Source organism: Polyangium jinanense (assembly GCF_028435265.1).
Classification (GTDB): Bacteria; Myxococcota_A; Polyangia; order Polyangiales; family Polyangiaceae; genus Polyangium; species Polyangium jinanense.
Genome location: NZ_JAGTJK010000005.1, coordinates 306,651 through 321,997 on the forward strand (window position 1 = coordinate 306,651; position 15,347 = coordinate 321,997).

Annotated in this window: 15 protein-coding genes; 4 read left to right on the plus strand and 11 right to left on the minus strand. The window is 69.5% G+C overall.

From position 1 onward, the window contains the following. Positions 1 to 7: 7 nt before the first annotated feature. The gene (locus tag KEG38_RS14370; RefSeq protein WP_308216883.1) at positions 8 to 517 is read right to left on the minus strand and encodes an HIT domain-containing protein; all 510 of its coding nucleotides are present in this window, start codon (positions 515 to 517) and stop codon (positions 8 to 10) included. A 31-nt stretch (positions 518 to 548) separates the two neighbouring features. Here KEG38_RS14370 and KEG38_RS14375 point away from each other — a divergent pair, with 31 nt between their 5' ends. After that, positions 549 to 947, plus strand: coding sequence for a response regulator (locus KEG38_RS14375; RefSeq protein ID WP_276072813.1), 399 nt, complete (start codon positions 549 to 551; stop codon positions 945 to 947). A gap of 6 nt (positions 948 to 953) precedes the next feature. Here the strand turns inward: KEG38_RS14375 and KEG38_RS14380 are convergent, their stop codons facing one another. The 9 genes from KEG38_RS14380 to aroA all read right to left on the minus strand — a co-directional run bounded on the left by KEG38_RS14380 (position 954) and on the right by aroA (position 10,669). Further along, positions 954 to 1,949, minus strand: a complete 996-nt coding sequence (locus tag KEG38_RS14380) for a tetratricopeptide repeat protein (protein ID WP_272420000.1) — start codon at positions 1,947 to 1,949, stop codon at positions 954 to 956. A 58-nt stretch (positions 1,950 to 2,007) separates the two neighbouring features. Then, complete coding sequence (locus KEG38_RS14385) at positions 2,008 to 3,393, minus strand: AI-2E family transporter (protein ID WP_272420001.1); 1,386 nt, start codon at positions 3,391 to 3,393, stop codon at positions 2,008 to 2,010. After that, on the minus strand, positions 3,390 to 3,926 hold the full coding sequence (locus KEG38_RS14390) for an HIT family protein (protein WP_272420002.1): 537 nt from the start codon (positions 3,924 to 3,926) through the stop codon (positions 3,390 to 3,392). Before KEG38_RS14390 ends, KEG38_RS14385 begins: the two co-directional genes overlap by 4 nt. 39 nt (positions 3,927 to 3,965) lie before the next feature. Continuing rightward, complete coding sequence (locus tag KEG38_RS14395) at positions 3,966 to 4,361, minus strand: YfiM family lipoprotein (RefSeq protein WP_272420003.1); 396 nt, start codon at positions 4,359 to 4,361, stop codon at positions 3,966 to 3,968. Between the two features lie 89 nt (positions 4,362 to 4,450). Next, positions 4,451 to 6,232 (minus strand): 30S ribosomal protein S1, encoded by a 1,782-nt coding sequence (locus tag KEG38_RS14400; RefSeq protein WP_272420004.1) that lies wholly within the window; start codon positions 6,230 to 6,232, stop codon positions 4,451 to 4,453. Between the two features lie 231 nt (positions 6,233 to 6,463). Then, positions 6,464 to 7,624 (minus strand): hypothetical protein, encoded by a 1,161-nt coding sequence (locus KEG38_RS14405; protein ID WP_272420005.1) that lies wholly within the window; start codon positions 7,622 to 7,624, stop codon positions 6,464 to 6,466. An 18-nt stretch (positions 7,625 to 7,642) separates the two neighbouring features. Continuing rightward, positions 7,643 to 8,617, minus strand: a complete 975-nt coding sequence (locus KEG38_RS14410) for a hypothetical protein (protein ID WP_272420006.1) — start codon at positions 8,615 to 8,617, stop codon at positions 7,643 to 7,645. Further along, positions 8,586 to 9,308, minus strand: coding sequence for a (d)CMP kinase (gene cmk, locus KEG38_RS14415; RefSeq protein ID WP_272420007.1), 723 nt, complete (start codon positions 9,306 to 9,308; stop codon positions 8,586 to 8,588). Before cmk ends, KEG38_RS14410 begins: the two co-directional genes overlap by 32 nt. Continuing rightward, complete coding sequence (gene aroA, locus KEG38_RS14420) at positions 9,305 to 10,669, minus strand: 3-phosphoshikimate 1-carboxyvinyltransferase (RefSeq protein WP_272420008.1); 1,365 nt, start codon at positions 10,667 to 10,669, stop codon at positions 9,305 to 9,307. Before aroA ends, cmk begins: the two co-directional genes overlap by 4 nt. A 307-nt stretch (positions 10,670 to 10,976) precedes the next feature. Between aroA and KEG38_RS14425 the strand changes: the two genes are divergently transcribed. From KEG38_RS14425 to KEG38_RS14435, 3 genes are read left to right on the plus strand one after another with little or no spacing between them, the layout of a single operon-like run. Then, positions 10,977 to 12,386, plus strand: coding sequence for a serine/threonine-protein kinase (locus KEG38_RS14425; RefSeq protein ID WP_272420009.1), 1,410 nt, complete (start codon positions 10,977 to 10,979; stop codon positions 12,384 to 12,386). 46 nt (positions 12,387 to 12,432) lie between these two features. Beyond that, positions 12,433 to 13,329: a tetratricopeptide repeat protein gene (locus KEG38_RS14430; protein ID WP_272420010.1), complete on the plus strand. Its 897-nt coding sequence runs from the start codon at positions 12,433 to 12,435 to the stop codon at positions 13,327 to 13,329. Further along, positions 13,326 to 14,339 (plus strand): Lcl C-terminal domain-containing protein, encoded by a 1,014-nt coding sequence (locus KEG38_RS14435; protein ID WP_272420011.1) that lies wholly within the window; start codon positions 13,326 to 13,328, stop codon positions 14,337 to 14,339. Before KEG38_RS14430 ends, KEG38_RS14435 begins: the two co-directional genes overlap by 4 nt. A gap of 10 nt (positions 14,340 to 14,349) precedes the next feature. On the opposite strand, the gene ribF is transcribed toward KEG38_RS14435, so the two are convergent. Further along, on the minus strand, positions 14,350 to 15,339 hold the full coding sequence (ribF, locus tag KEG38_RS14440; protein WP_272420012.1) for a riboflavin biosynthesis protein RibF: 990 nt from the start codon (positions 15,337 to 15,339) through the stop codon (positions 14,350 to 14,352). Between the last annotated feature and the right edge of the window lie 8 nt (positions 15,340 to 15,347).

The window sequence follows — 15,347 nt, forward strand, 5'->3', positions numbered from 1 at the left end:
GGGCGCATTATGCGGGAGATCGCAGCGCCGTACGTAGCGCCTCCGCGACACGCGCCATCTCGTCGTCGCTCTCGTACTTCGCGCGAGGCCAGAAGAACCCCCGCAATCCATCCTTCTTGCGCCGCGGCACCACGTGCACGTGCAGGTGCGGCACGCTCTGGCTGATCTTGTTGTTCATCGCGACGAAAGAACCCTCCGCCGAGAGCGCCGGCTCGATCGCGCGGGCGATGCGCTGCGCGGCGCCGAAGAGCGGCACGATCGAGGGCTCGGGCAGATCGAGCAGCGTCGGCACGTGAGCACGCGGCACGACGAGGCAGTGGCCCACGAACAGAGGGCTGCGATCGAGGAACGCGAAGACCTCGGGTTCGTCGAGCACGACGTGGGCAGGAAGCTCACCGATCGCAATACGACAAAAGGTGCATGCCTGGGCCATGGCGGAGACTCGCGTTACAGGTTGGTGAGCTCGTTCGCCTACGCACGAAGATTCGTCCAGCGCGGCGGGGCGGGGGCTGGCGATGCCGTGGGCAGGTCAGTAGAGTGGCACGCCTTTGCCGGCGGGGACCATGGGCACGATCGAGCAGGGGAGCCGCGGCGTCCTCATCGTCGAGGACGATCCGGACATCCGTGAGACCATCGCGCAGATCCTCGAGGAAGAGGGGTACGAGGTGCGCGGCGCGAGCAATGGCAAGCAGGCTCTCGACCTGCTTCGCGAGGGAGCGCGCCCACAACTCATCCTGCTCGACCTGATGATGCCCATCCTGGATGGCTGGGGCTTCCGGGCCGAGCAGCGCAGCGATCCGAGGATCGCCGACATCCCCGTCATCGTGATCTCGGCCGACGGGAACCTGCGGCAGCAGGCCACGAAGATCGCGGCGAACGGTTACCTGCGCAAGCCCGTCGGCATCGAGACGCTTCTCAGCACGGTCGCGCGCTACCTGAAGCCGTAGCTCTCGCTACGACCTGCGGTACTCCATCTTGCGCGGGATCATGCCGCTCTTCGAGATCATCTCGAAGGCCTCTTTCTCGAGGAGCGGGTGCACGCCCTTCGGCGACACGCCGCCGGGGATCTTCTTCTTCGTGATGAACGACGCGAGGTACTGCGGGTTGATCGCCGAGAGCTGCCGCAGGATCTGCTTCATCCGCTTCGTATCGTTCGTCCACGCGTAGGCGAACGCGCGCGAGCGCAGGAGCTGCGGCTTGATGTCGGCGAACGTCGCGTCGTTCGGATCGAGCGTGTCGAGCAGCTCCACGGCCTTCTTCGCCTGACCGCCGCGCGCCCACGCCTCACCCACGATCGCCGCGATCGTCGCCCGGCTCTTCGCGTCCTTGTGCCGGCTGAGATCGATCTTGTCGACGAGGCCCTTGGCCGCCTCGGTCTCACCGAGCACGAGGTGGATCATCGCGCGCTGCGCCCGCGCCTCGTCCGCGACGGGCGGCATCACGCGGTCGAGCTTGATGCTCTCCAGCGTGGCGAGCGCCTTCTTGGGATCCTCCTGCAACTCGAGCTGCGCGCGCGCGAACACGGCCGCGGGGTCGTCCTTGCCGAACTCGCTCTCGAGTTTCTCGATCGCTTCTTTGCGCGCCTCGGGCGTGTCCGCGCCGCGCACGAGGTTCGCCACGGCGCGCGAGCGCTTCGCGTACCGGACCACCCAGACGACGAGCCCCGCGACCGCGATCGTCACGACGAGCGCCACGACCTTCGAGATCCAGCCCGAGATGAAGAGCGCGATGATCCAGACGATCGCGAGCGGGATGCCGATCCGGACCGCGAGTTTCTTCGGCTCGAGCATCTGGAGCGGATCCGGCTGCGCGGCCTGCTTGTCGCGCGCGGACGCGATGAGCGCTTCGCGTGCGTCCTTCGCGCTCGCCGGCTTCGCCGCGGCCTTCGGCTTGTCCGCGGTCTTCGGTTTCTCCTGGGTGTTGCTCTTCGGCTTGTCGGACGTCTTCAAGGCGAGCGCTTCATACCACGTGCCACGGGAAACAGTAGCGCGGGCCCTCCCGACTTCGTCAGCCCGCGGCGCCTGCTTGGGGCTCGGGCGGCGTCGCCTTCACGTCCGGACGCACCTTCGCGGAGGGCGGGTGCGTCGACATGGGATCGGTGAGGCCCATCGTGGACTCGCGGAAGTGCAGGAAGATGGTCTGGGCGATGGACATGCACGGCACCGCGAAGAGCGCGCCCGTGATCTGGAAGAAGTGTTCGCCCACGAGAAGCGAGAAGACGACGAGGACGGGGTGGATCTTCGCCGCGTCGCCGATGATCTTCGGGTTCAGGAAATTCGCTTCGAGCTGGTGGATGCCGACGATCCACGCGAGCACGCCGACCGCCGTCATGGGCGACTGCGTCAGGCCGATGAGCACGGCCGGCACCGAGCTCAGGATCGAGCCGAAGATCGGGATGAGCGACATCACGGCCGCGAGGATCGAGAGGATCGGCCAGTACTTCAGGTGGAAGAGCCAGAAGCCGATCGCCGAGAGCACGCCGTTCACGAGGCAGATGAGGAGCTGTCCGCGCACGACGCCGGACAGGCCTCGATCGAGCCTCCGCATGAACCGCTCGAACGTGTGGTGCGAGGTCGGGTCCCAGAGATCGCGGAAGAAGGCGAGGATCTTCTCGTGGGTCAGGATGATGTAACCCGCGAGCATCAACGTCATGAAGAGGTTGAAGATCCCGCGCGAGATCGCGCCCGCGATCCGCTGGCCGATCTGCAGCACGACGGTCGCGTTCTGGCGCAGGTAGAGCAGCCCCTTATCGAACCCTTCGCGCAAGAGGCCCGCGCTCGACAGGCGCTTCGGCTCCTGGTTCAAGACCTCCCACGTGCCGTGCTGCACCTCGTGCAGGCGCAGATCTTCACTCACGAAGACATCGTACGAGCCGTCGTCGCGCTTCACGATCCGCAGCGGCGGACGCTCGTCTGCACGTGCCTCGGGCTTGCTCGGCTCGCCCGCGCCGATCTCCGGGCTCGGGTTCGGCGTGGGAGCCGGCGTGGCTTCCTCCGCGGGGCGTTGCCCCGACCAGCGCACGAGCCGCGAGTCGATCGCCGGCAGCCACTCGTTCCGCATCTTGCGCGTGAGGTTCGGCCACTCGCTCGCGAGCGCCTGCCCCTCCGTGACGAGGCGCGGGACGATCATCCCGATGAACCCGCCGATCGCGCCGAGCGTCATCGCATAGACGAGCAGGATCGCGGCCCAGCGCGGCACGCGCATGCGCTCGACGCGCAGCACCGCGGGCGTCAGCACGTACGCGACGACGAGCGCCAGCACGAACGGCAGCATCACCTCGTGCGCGACGATGCACAGCGAGACGACGAGCACCGCGCTCGTGGCGAGGAAGATGCGGCGCGCGGTCTTGCGCTCCGGGGGCAGGGGGGTGACGGGCGGCGACGCTTCGCTCACGGGTTTCCGGCTCCCTCGCTCGCCGCGGGCAAACGCACGCCCGGCAGATCCGCGAAGAACGGCACGAGGTAGTCGCGCGTCTTTTCGAGGGCCTGCGGCACGACGCGTACGTCGGCGAGCACCGGCATGAAGTTCGTGTCTCCGCTCCAGCGCGGGACGATGTGCGCGTGCAGGTGCTCGGCGATGCCAGCGCCCGCAGCCGCGCCGAGGTTCAAGCCGACGTTGAGCCCCTCGGGCTTCACCGCCGCGCGCAGCCGCACCGTCGCCTCGCGCACGAGATCGAAGAGCGCGTGATGATCCTCGTGCGAAAGCTTCTCGAGCGCGTCGACGTGCGCGTGCGGCACGACCAAGAGGTGCGCCGCGGCGAACGGATAGCGGTTGAGCACGACAAACGCGCGCGGCGTGTCACACACCACGAGCCGCGCGCGGAGCTCCTCCGGCGGAGCAGCCTCAATGCCGCAAAACACGCAGGATCCACCCTTTTTCGAAAGGATGTACTCCATGCGCCACGGCGCCCAGAGCGGATTGCCCATCGATCGCGGCACGCTAGCACCGGCACCGGCCGGTGGCGATCAACGCGCGGGCGCCGGCCTACCGGATTTCTCGCTCGGGGAAGGCGAAAGGGCGTAATCGATGGCGACCGAGACGCCGAGCCCCACCGCCGTCCCCAGGAGATCCCAGGCGAAATCCTTCCACGACGGCGTGCCGAACCCCGCGGCGTCGAGGATTTCCTTGGTGTACCCAGCACCAAGCGCGACGGCCATGCCGACCGCGACGCGGTTCGCCCGCCCGTCGAGCCCGTACAGGGCGGTGGCGCCATACGCGCCGCCGGCGAGCGCGGCCGAGAAGCCGAAGTGCAGCGCCTTGTCGCGACCAAAAAAAGGATCGGGATCGCTCGGTGGATCCGCGCGCGCCGGGAGCGCGGTGACGAGTGCAGCGAGGACGACGGGCGCGACGAGGCGTTTCATGCGCCGATCGTAGGGACAAAACGCGCGCGGCGCCTCTCCCTCTCGCGAGGGGGAAGGCGCCGCGAACGGTCACCCGAGAAGGGGCAGGATTACTCCTGATCCTTCGCCTTGTTCTTGAGGTCGAGCTTGCCGCCGAGCTTCTCTTTGATGAGATCGCCGATCGTCCCCGGCACGTTCTTCTCCTCGTCGGCCGCCGTGCTGCCACCGCCGCCCGCTCCCTTCGCGCGCTTCGGGCGCTCGGCAGGCTGCGGCTTCTCCACGCCGATGTTCTTCATCGTCGCGAAGAGGCGGCGCTCGATCGTGTCGACGCTCGAGATCTCGACCTTCACGAGGTCGCCGACCTTGATCTTCGTACCCTCGGGCTCGAGGATGTCGCCCGTCGAGACGAGCGCCTCGACGCCCTCGCGCAGGCGCACGAAGATGCCGTACTCGACGATGCTGATCACCTGGGACTCGTCGATCACGCGGCCGGGCGCGAACTCGCTGAGCATCGTCGGCCACGGGTCGTCCCAGAGCTGCTTGATGCCGAGCGAGACCTTCTTCTCGTCGTGGTTGATCGAGAGAATGATCGCCTCGACGTCATCGCCCTTGTGGTGCAGGTCGCTCGGGTTGTTGACGCGCACCGTCCACGAGAGGTCGCTCTTGTGGACCATGCCGTCGACGCCCTCCTCGATCCCGACGAACACGCCGTAATCGGTGAGCGAACGGACCTTGCCCGCGATCTTGTCGCCGGGGTGGTACTTGTCCGTGAAGAGCATCCACGGATCGGGCTCGAGTTGCTTGAGACCGAGGCTGATGCGCTTGGCGCGCGCGTCGACCTCGAGGACCTGGCACTCGATCTCCTGACCGACCTCGAGGAGCTTCGACGGGTGCTTGACCTTCTTGGTCCAGCTCATCTCGCTCACGTGGATCAGGCCCTCGACGCCCGGCTCCAGCTCCACGAAGGCGCCGTAGTCCGTGATCGACATGACCTTGCCGCGGACCTTCTTGCCGGCCGGGTAGGCCTCCTCGGCGTGGTTCCACGGATCCTCCTGGGTCTGCTTGAGGCCCAGGGAGACGCGCTCGGTCTCGGGGTTGTACTTGAGGACCTTGACGGTGACCTCGTCGCCGACGTTGAACACCTCGTTCGGGTGATTCACGCGGCCCCAGCTCATGTCCGTGATGTGGAGCAGGCCGTCGATGCCGCCGAGGTCCACGAACGCACCGTACTCGGTGATGTTCTTGATCGTGCCCTTGACGGTCATGCCCTCGGTGAGGGTCTCGAGCGTCTTCTGCTTCATCTCGTCGCGCTCGCGCTCGAGCAGGACGCGGCGGGAGAGGACGATGTTGCCCCGCTTCTTGTTGAACTTGATGACCTTGAACTTGTAGGTCTGGCCGATCAGTTTGTCCAAGTTGCGGATCGGGCGGAGGTCGACCTGCGACCCCGGGAGGAACGCCTTCACGCCGCCGCGGATGGTGACCGAGAGGCCGCCCTTCACGCGCTGGCTGATGGTGCCCTCGATGAGCTCGTCCGCCTCGCAGGCGTTCGAGATCTCATCCCAGACCTTCATCTTGTCGGCTTTTTCCTTCGACAAGGTGACGAGGCCGTCGTCGTTCTCGCGGCTCTCGATGTAGACGTCCACCTTGTCGCCGGGCTTGACGCCGACCTGACCTGTGGCGTCCGCGAACTCTCGGAGGGGGATTACGCCCTCGCTCTTGCCACCGATGTCGACCACCACCGAGTCACGGCCGACCTGAACGACCGTGCCTGCGATGATCTCGCCCTCGCGCGCGAAATCGGACTCGACCCGCTGCTCGAAGAGCGCGGCGAAGCTCTCCATGCTGGATCCCATGTCGGATCCCGTCATCTCCACGTTCGCGTTACTAGCCATCTGGTCTTTTGAAACCGTCCTTCCCTAGGATTTCCCGGAGCTCGGATGCGATGCGCCGCGCGAGCGTGCGGCTCGAATTGAGCCGGCCTCGGGCACACGTCGGGCATCGAGCCGGATCCGGGAGAGCGGTCCCTCTAGTCCGGTGCCAGCGCCTTGTCAATGCGGTGCCCCGCGCGCGTCCGTTTTGTCCGCCCGACCCGAGAGCACGCCGTTCGGCCGGGGCGACCCAAATCAAGGCTTTTTATCGGGGATTTCCGCCCCTCGGAGCTTGCCCGCGAGCGTCTCCGCCGCCCGATCCAGTCCGGCGTACGGCCAGGCCGCGCGGAGCACGACGACATCTCCCTCGCGCTTCACGGTGGTCGCGCGGAGCGCCTCCTTCTCCCCCGCGACGTCCGGCACGAGCAAAAGCGCGAGCCCGAGATCAGAAAGGAGCGCGCGCGTGGCTTCTTCGAGCTTCGGCGCGTCCGCGGCTTTCGTCGGTTCGAGACGAACGACGAGCTCCGGCGAACTGCCGAGCGCGAGCGTGCCCGTGGCTCGCTCGACCGTGCCGAGAGCAGACGCGCGCGGCGTGATCGCGCTCGTTCCGGAGAGCGCCTCGAACGCCTGCCGCGCGATCGCGAACGTGACCGCGCCCTTCTCGGGCAAACCGAGCTTCTGTCCTTCCTCCGTCGCCGGGAGCGCCGCCTCCACGATCGATCGATCCGTGCCGACGAGGATCGTCCCGTCGTCCGCCTGTCCGATCACGATCGAAGGTCCCACGAAGAGCTCGCCTTCCCGGCGGAATCCGGTCCAGCCCTCCTCGCGCGCGACCTCCGCGAGTCCTTTGACGAACCTCCCATGCTCGATGCGACCGCCGAGCAGCGCGACCCAGCTCTTGCCGTCCATCGACGCGACGACGACCTCGCGCAGGTCCGCGGGCAAACGCACGCCCGTGTGATCGTGGATGCGCGAGGCGCGCGAGGGGCGCGACGGCGCAGAGGCCTCGGGCGTGCTGCCTTCATCGAGCGCGAGCTTCAAGAGGTGCTCGCGCACGGGGCCGAAGAGCACGAGGTCCGCCGCTTCGATCCGGATCGCGACGTTCGTCCCCGCAGGCACGTGCGCACGCGCCGTGGGCCGATATCGCAGGACGAAGTTCCAGAACACGAGCGCCGCGATCGCCGCGACCACGAAAACGGCGGCCACGGCCACGAGCACGATGCGCGACGTGCGCGGCTTCGGACGCGGCGCTTCGGCGCGAGGCTCGGGCGGCGGCTCGGGCGGCGACTCCGGCGGCGGTTCGGGTGGAGCGACCGCGGGCGCTTCCGGCGCAGGTGCGGGCGCCGCTCCGAGCGCGTCGGGATCGCGCTGCGTGGGCGGGACGGGCTCGATCGGATCCACGAGCGTGTCGGCCATCGCCCCGAGCGTAAGCGTTCAGCGCTCGCCTTGCATCCTCTCCGGTGCCGCGAGCTTGCCTTCGAGCAATGCGCGCAGGACCTCCGAGGAGAGATCCCAGCGCACACGCACGGCGCGATCGACACGCTCGATCCGGATGTCCTCGAAGAGCGCCGCGTACCGGCTGCCCTGCCCACCCTCGCGCAGCGCGCGGAGCAGGTTCTCGGCTTTGCCCGCGGCTTGCCCCGTACCGGCCGTGATCTCGGCGTCGACACGGAGCGCGTCGCCGACCATGACCGCGCTCGCACGGGCGCGCTCGAGGCCGCCGATGATCGACGCGATGGAGGGGAAGCGCCGTTCGAGCGAGGGTGGCAAGCGCCGTGCGCGGAGATCCGCGCTGACGAGGCCTTCGGCTGCGGGATCACGCCGGCGGTCGTCCGGGCCCTTGAGGAGCACGCGCTCGACGCTGTCGACCTCGACCGGCGTGACGAACACGATCATGCGGCCGGCGAAGGCGTGGATGCGCGCGGTCGTGGCGCGGCCGAGGGGCCCTTGGCGCTCCCACGTTCGAACATCGTCCGCGATCGGAGGATCGACGAGACGGAAGAGCCTTGGATCGGGCCGCACGTCCTCCACCTCGCCCTCGACGACGAGCACACGATCACCGACCTCGGCGTCCGCAGCGCGCAGGCCGATCCACACGACCTTGGCGCGCGCAATCGCCTGCGAAACGAGCGCCTCCTCGCCGCCGCTCTCCTCCTCGACGCGCGCGGAGAGCGCATCCGCCAGAGGGCCGAGCTGCGCGCGCATGCGGCCGAGATCGACGCGCAGCACGAGATCGAGATCGGCAGGGAAGAGCTCGGCCGGATCGAGGAGGTCGTGTTTGCCCCGGGACGCGGTCTTCGGGGCTGGCACCTCGCCGCCGCACGCCGCGGCGAACACGAGCGCGCCGAGGCCGAGCACGAACGCGCGTCGAAAAACCTCAGCCGGCGCGCTCGCGCTGTTCGACGACAAGCGCCATCTCCTCGACGAGCTCGGCGACGTCCCTGTGGCTCGAGTCGACGACGATCGCGTCGTCGGCCTGCCGGAGTGGCGCCACGGGTCGTTCCGTGTCGGCCTTGTCGCGGCGCTCGACGTCCGCGAACGTCGCCTCGTAGGTCGCGTCCTTGCCCTGCGCGACGAGTTCCTCGTAACGCCTTCGCGCGCGGACCTCGGGTGATGCGGTCAGGAAAAACTTCACCTCGGCGTCCGGGAAGACGACCGTGCCGATGTCGCGACCTTCGAGCACCACGCCGCCCTCGGCGCCTTGCCCGCGCTGCATGTCGAGCAACGCGGCGCGCACCGCGGGCACGGCAGAGACTCGGCTCGCGCCGAGGCTCACGTCCGGCGAGCGGATGGCGGTCGAGACGTCCTCGCCGTCGAGCAGGACACGCATGCCGCTGCCGCCGCCCGTCGCGCCCTCGGCGCGCTCGATGACCATGCGCTTGCGGGCCACGAGATCCTCGGCGAGCGCGCCGAGCGCCTCGCGATCGTCCCAGCGGATGGGCGCGCGCACGGCCGCGAGCGCGACCGTGCGGTAGAGCGCGCCCGTGTCGAGGAGCAGGTAGCCGAGCCGCTCCGCGAGCCTTCGCGCGACCGTGCTCTTGCCCGCGCCCGCCGGCCCGTCGATCGCGACGCGTACTGCCCTCCTCCGTCCGCTGCTCATGGAGTTCCTCCGCCCGACTCCACCTCGATCCGTGCTCCGAGCGCGCGCATCGTACCGACGAAGCGCGGGAAGCTCGTTGCGATGTTGTCGGCGTCGCGCACGCGCGTGGGTCCGTCCGCGAGGAGCCCGAGCACGCACGATGCCATGGCGATGCGGTGATCGCCGCCGCTCTCGATGTCCGCCGCCTTGAGCTTGCCTTCCGGCTTCCCCTCGACGGCGAGCCCGTCCGGCCGCTCCTCGCACGTCACGCCGAACGCTCGCAGCACGCGCGCCATCATGGCGATGCGATCACTCTCCTTCACGCGGAGCTCGGCCGCGTCCTCGATGAGCGTCGTGCCATTCGCGCGTGCTGCGAGTGCGCACAGGATCGGCACCTCGTCGATCGTGCGCGCCACGAGCTCGCCGCCAAGCCGACCCTGATGCAGATCCGACGCGCCGGCGTGCAGGTCGCCGATCGGCTCGCCCATCTCCTCGCCCTTCGGCTCGAGCACGAGCGAGCCGCCCATGTCGCGCAGCACCTCGAAGAGCCCGGTGCGCGTCGGGTTCAGGCCCACGCGACGCACGGTCACGCGGCTGCCCGGGACGAGCTGCGCGGCCGCGACGAGGAACGACGCGGACGAGGGATCGCCCGGCACCGTGATCGAGAACGCCGGGAGCTTGCCCGAGAACGCGGGGCCGTCGAGCTCGATGATCGCGCCGACCGTGCGCAGCGGAACGCCGAGCGCGAGCAAGAGCCGTTCGGTGTGATCCCGCGACACGAGCGGCTCGCGCACGTACGTCTTTCCGTCGGCGTAGAGGCCCGAGAGCAGGATCGCGCTCTTCACCTGCGCGCTCGCGACGGGCATCTCGTACTCGAGCGGCCCGAGCACGTTGGGCTCGGGCAGCGGGCCGATCTGGAGCGGCGCCGTGATCTCTCCGACGCGCTTCGGATCGAGCTTGCCCTCGATGCGACCGCCGCGCAGGCGCAGCGGCTTCGCGATGCGCTCCATCGGCCGGCGCGAGAGCGACTCGTCGCCGATGAGCACGGTGGCAAAGCGCTGCGCGACGAGCACGCCGGCGAGCAGGCGCATCGTCGTGCCCGAGTTGCCGCAGTCGATGGGCTCGCTCGGCGCGCGCAGGCCGTAGAGGCCCTTGCCGTCGACGAGCAGCGTCTCGTTCTGCTGCTCGGTGGTGATGCCCATCGCACGGAGCGCGCCGAGCGTGGACATGTTGTCTGCACCGAGCGCGCCGCCTTCGATGCGGCTCTGCCCTTCGGCGAGACCAGACAGCAGGATGGCCCGGTGGGCGATGCTCTTGTCGCCGGGGACCGGGACGCTGCCCGTCAGAGGGCGTTCAGATGGAAAGACGACGAGGTCGGTCACGGGCAGGCTCTAGCAGAAGCCGAGGGCCGAGGGGATGCCTGTCGCGCGCGGCAGGTGGGACGCACGGAAGCCGCCTCCGGGGCGGCTGCCCGGGGCGGCTCGGTCCGTGCGCGGCAGGGCAGGGGAGCGGGACGCCCCGTCCGGGGCATCTTTTTCATTGTTCGCTGTCGACAAACCATTGATGGATCGTCCTCCTTCCACGGGTTTCAGCCGGAACGGCGCGGCTCGCGGATGCGCCGGGATCGCCCGCCATCGATTGTGTTTCCGCCCCCGCGCGCTATCGTAAAACACGGGGATCATGGGGGGTATGAAGAGCGCGGAATATGCGATCGACGTCGACGTCGATCTCGGCGAGGCCTCGCTGCCGCGCCCGGGTGACGTGGTCGCGGGGAAATATCGGGTCCTGCGGGCCCTCGGCGCCGGGGGGATGGGCGTCGTGGTCGAGGCGGAGCACACGAGCCTCCGGCAGCGCGTCGCGCTCAAGTTCCTGCACCCAAAGGTGGCAGCGAGCGACGTCTCCGTGACGCGGCTGCTCCGCGAGGCGCGGGCCGCGAGCGCGATCAAGAGCGAGCACGTGGCGCGCGTCCTCGACATGGGCACCTTGTCGTGGGGCTCGCCGTTCGTCGTGATGGAATATCTCACCGGAATCGACCTCCGGGGCGTGCTCGGCCGCCGCGGCCCACTGCCCGTCGAGGATGCGGTCGATTACATCCTCCAGGCCTGCGAGGCGCTCGCCGAGGCGCATTCCCTGGGCATCGTCCATCGCGACATCAAGCCCTCGAACCTGTTTCTCACGAGCCGTGCCGACGGCTCGCCGCTCATCAAGGTCCTCGATTTCGGCATCGCCAAGGTCCTGCGCCCGAGCGGCGCGGCGCAGCCGGAGGACATGGTGACGCTCACGGGCCACGGATTCGTGGTGGGTTCGCCGCGGTACACCTCGCCCGAGCGGCTGCGGGATCCGACGCATGTCGATCCCCGCACCGACATCTGGTCGCTCGGCATCGTTTTGCACGAGCTCCTGACCGGCCAGAGCCCCTTCGAGGCGAAGACCATTTCGTCGCTTTATTTCCGCATCGCCGCGGACCCGCCCGCGCGGGTCCGGGATGTTCGTCCCGACGTACCCGAGGGGCTCGAAAAGGCGATTCTCCAGTGCCTGCAAAAAGATCCGAGCAAGCGCACGCCCGACGTGGCCGAGCTCGCGGCGTCGCTCCGGCCCTTCGCGCCCGAGCGCAGCGAGACCAGCGTGCGACGGGCGATCCGCGTGCTCGGCATAACGCCGGAGAAATTGTCCACGTATGCAGGATGGACCGGGAGCCGCGAGGCCGACAGCCCGCCCGGCGCGCTCTCGACGGCCCTTTTGCCTGCAGCGCTGCGGCGCTCGGCGCGCATCCGCGCCGGGCTCGGCTTGCTCGGTGTGACGCTGCTCGTGGTGGGGGCGCTCGTCGCGTCGAGCGGAGACACGCCCGAGGAAATCGCGCCCGCGCCGGGGCAGGCCCACGGGGCCCCCGAGCGGCGAAACGAGCCCTCGGCCGAGGTCGCGCCGGCCGAGCAGCGCGCCCCGGCCGCCGAAAGCTCCGAGGAGACCGCGGCCCCCGCGCCGAGCCAGGGGGCCAAGGAGCCAAAGACTTCCACGACTTCGTCTTATCGAACCTCTGGGGCCCCTGCGGGGCGCCGCAAAGGAGGGAGCTTCCTTGATCCGCTGGGCAGTCGCAAATAGGAGATACGTTCGTCTAGACAACCGACTTCTTCTCCCCGGACTCGTGATGCTCGTCATCACCGCCGGAGGGACCGCCCGCGCGGACGATTCCGCAGCGGAGGAGGCAGAGGCCCTCTTCCGCGAGGGCAAGCAGCTCATGGCGGAGAAGCGGTATGCCGAGGCTTGCTCGAAGTTCGCGGAGAGCCATCGGCTCGATCCGGGCGGCGGGACGATCCTGAACCTCGCCCGCTGCCACGAGGCGGAAGGCAAGACGGCGACGGCCTACCGCGAGCTCGGCGAGGCCCTCGCGTGGGCGCGCACGGACGCGAGGCCCGATCGCGCGGAGATCGCTCACGAGCGGCTCGAGGCGCTCGAAGACAAGCTCGCGCGGCTCGTGGTGGTGCTCGGGCCCGGCGCGCGCGCCGCAGGGATGGTGATCGAGCGTGACGGGGCGCCGATCGCGGAGGCGTCGCTCGGCGATCCCGCACCGGTCGATCCGGGCGAACACGTGGTCGTCGCGACGGCCGACGGAAAGGAGCCGTTTCGCACGACGGTGCGGGTTGCGCCGGGCGCGCGGATCACGGTGGTGGTGCCCGCGCTCGCGCCGTCACGGGGGCCTTCGGGCGCGCGCATCGCGGCGCACGTGACCGCGGGGCTCTCGGCGGTCGCGCTCGGCGCGGGGGCGTTTTTCGGGATCCGCGCGCTGGTGAAAGAGAACGAGGCACGGGCGCAGTGTCAGGGCTCGGTTTGCCCCGACGCGGCGTCGTTCGGCGTGGCCGAGGAGGGGCGGACGGCCGCGCGGATCGCCAACGTGACGCTCGGCGCGGGCGCGATCTGCCTGGTCACGTCCGCGACCCTCTACTGGGTGTCGCGCTCGAAGAGTCCGTCGGAGCCACGCGCGTCGATCGCAATCGCGCCGTCCGCGGGATCGGGCGCGACGTTGCTCCTGGGAGGAACATTTTGAGCACAAAACGAACGGTGGTCCCTCCGTTCGCCCGGTATGTCGCGTGGCAGCTCCTCCTCGCGAGCCCCCTCGGCTGCGAGATCGTGGCGGGGATCGAGCCACGCAGGCTCGCGCCGGCGGCCGCGCCCGAGAGCGTGTGCACCGAGATCACGGGCGCGGGCTTTCCCGACTCGGCGACGCGGTTCTGCTCCGATGGCGCCTTCGCGGTGTCCTGTGACGACACGAGCCTGGGGGCGGGGCAGGATGGTCACGTGCTCGGTGTCTTGCCGAGCTACACGGAGGCTTCGTTCGGCGAAGTCGAGGACGGCGGCGTGCGCGACGAGATCCTCGATCTCGTGTGGGAGAGCGATGCGGCACCGGCACCCGTCTCGTGGGAGGAAGCGCGCGCGCGTTGTGAAAAACTCGGCGGCGGCGCACGGCTGCCTTCCCGCGTGGAGCTCGTCTCGCTCGTGGACTACGGGCGCGACGGGCCCGCGATCAACCCCTCGATGATCTCCGTGCCCACGTCGTCCACGGATCTCTACTGGACGGCGACGACGGCGATGGATGGCGTGTGGGTAGTCGGGTTCGTCGATGGATCGATGACGTCCCTCGATCGCACGCTCACGGCGCGCACCCGCTGCGTCATCGGTCCTCCGCGCGCGTTGTGCTTCGAGGAAGGCGCGGACGGCGAGACGCTGATCGACGAGCGCACGGGCCTCGTGTGGCAACGGGTGAGCACGCCGGAGGTGAGCTCGTGGCAAGGCGCGCTCGCGTTCTGCGCGTCGCTCATGCTCGGCGGTGCGAGCGGCTTCCGACTGCCGAGCATCAAGGAGCTCGTGAGCCTCGGCCACGGCGAGGGCGAAGATCCCACGTCCGCGGCGACGTCGTTTCTCGACGAGGAAGGCCGCTTCTGGTCGTCGACGCCCGTCGCCGCCGCGCCGTCCGAAGCGTGGCTCCTCGACGGCCTCACGGGCCGCATCGATCACCAGTCGGTAGCCGTGAAGGCGCGCGTGCGTTGCGTGCGATGACGCGCGCGCTTCAAGCCCAGGCCGAACCCGCCTCGGGATCCGGCGTGATGCCTTCGAGCGCGCGGCGCGCCTCCTCGGCGTCCCGCGCGATCTGCGCCTTCAGCGCGTCGAGCCCCGCGAAACGTTGCTCCGGGCGGATGTGGCGCGCGAGGTGCACACGCAGCCGCGCGCCGTACAGATCCTCGTTCCGATCGAAGACATGTACCTCGAGCCGCGGGCGCGCCGCCGTGGGATCCACCGTGGGCCGCACGCCGAGATTCGCGACGCCTACGCCCAGCACTTTCGCGCCGCGCTCGCCCTCCGCAGGCAAACGATCGATCAAGACCGCGTACACGCCGAACGGGGGGAACGCCTCGGGCGCGTCGAGGATGTTCGCCGTGGGGAACCCGATCGTCCGCCCGCGTTGGTCCCCGGCCACGACGGTCCCCGAGAGCGCGTGCCATCGACCGAGGATGCGCCGCGCCTCGTCGAGATCGCCGCGCGCGATCGCCTCTCGCGCGCGCGTGCTCGACCAGGGCCCGGTCGCGTCACCGACGAGCGCGTGGGAGCGCGTCTCGAAGCCGAGCTCCTTGCCGAGCCGCTCGAGCTCGGCGAAATCGCCGGCCCGCTGCGCGCCGAAGCGGAAGTTCTGCCCGACCATCACCACACGCGCGCCGAGATCGCCGAGCACGCGTTCGGCGAACACGCGCGGGCTCTGCGCGGCGAACGCGCGATCGAAGTGCGCCACGGAGACCCGGAGGCCCGGCACGGCGCGTTCGCAGAGGGCGATCTTGCGCGCGAGCGGGGTGAGCAGCGGCGGCGCTTTGCGGCCGAGGACTTCGGCCGGGTGCGGATCGAACGTCAGCACCACGGGATCGAGCCCGCGATCGCGGGCCATCCGAGCGGCTTCTTCCAGGACGGCGCGGTGGCCTCGGTGGAGACCGTCGAAGTTGCCGATCACGACGACCGTGCCGGTACGTCCGCTCGTCTCGCCGCGCTGGGAGCCGCTCTGCCGATCCACGATCGCGC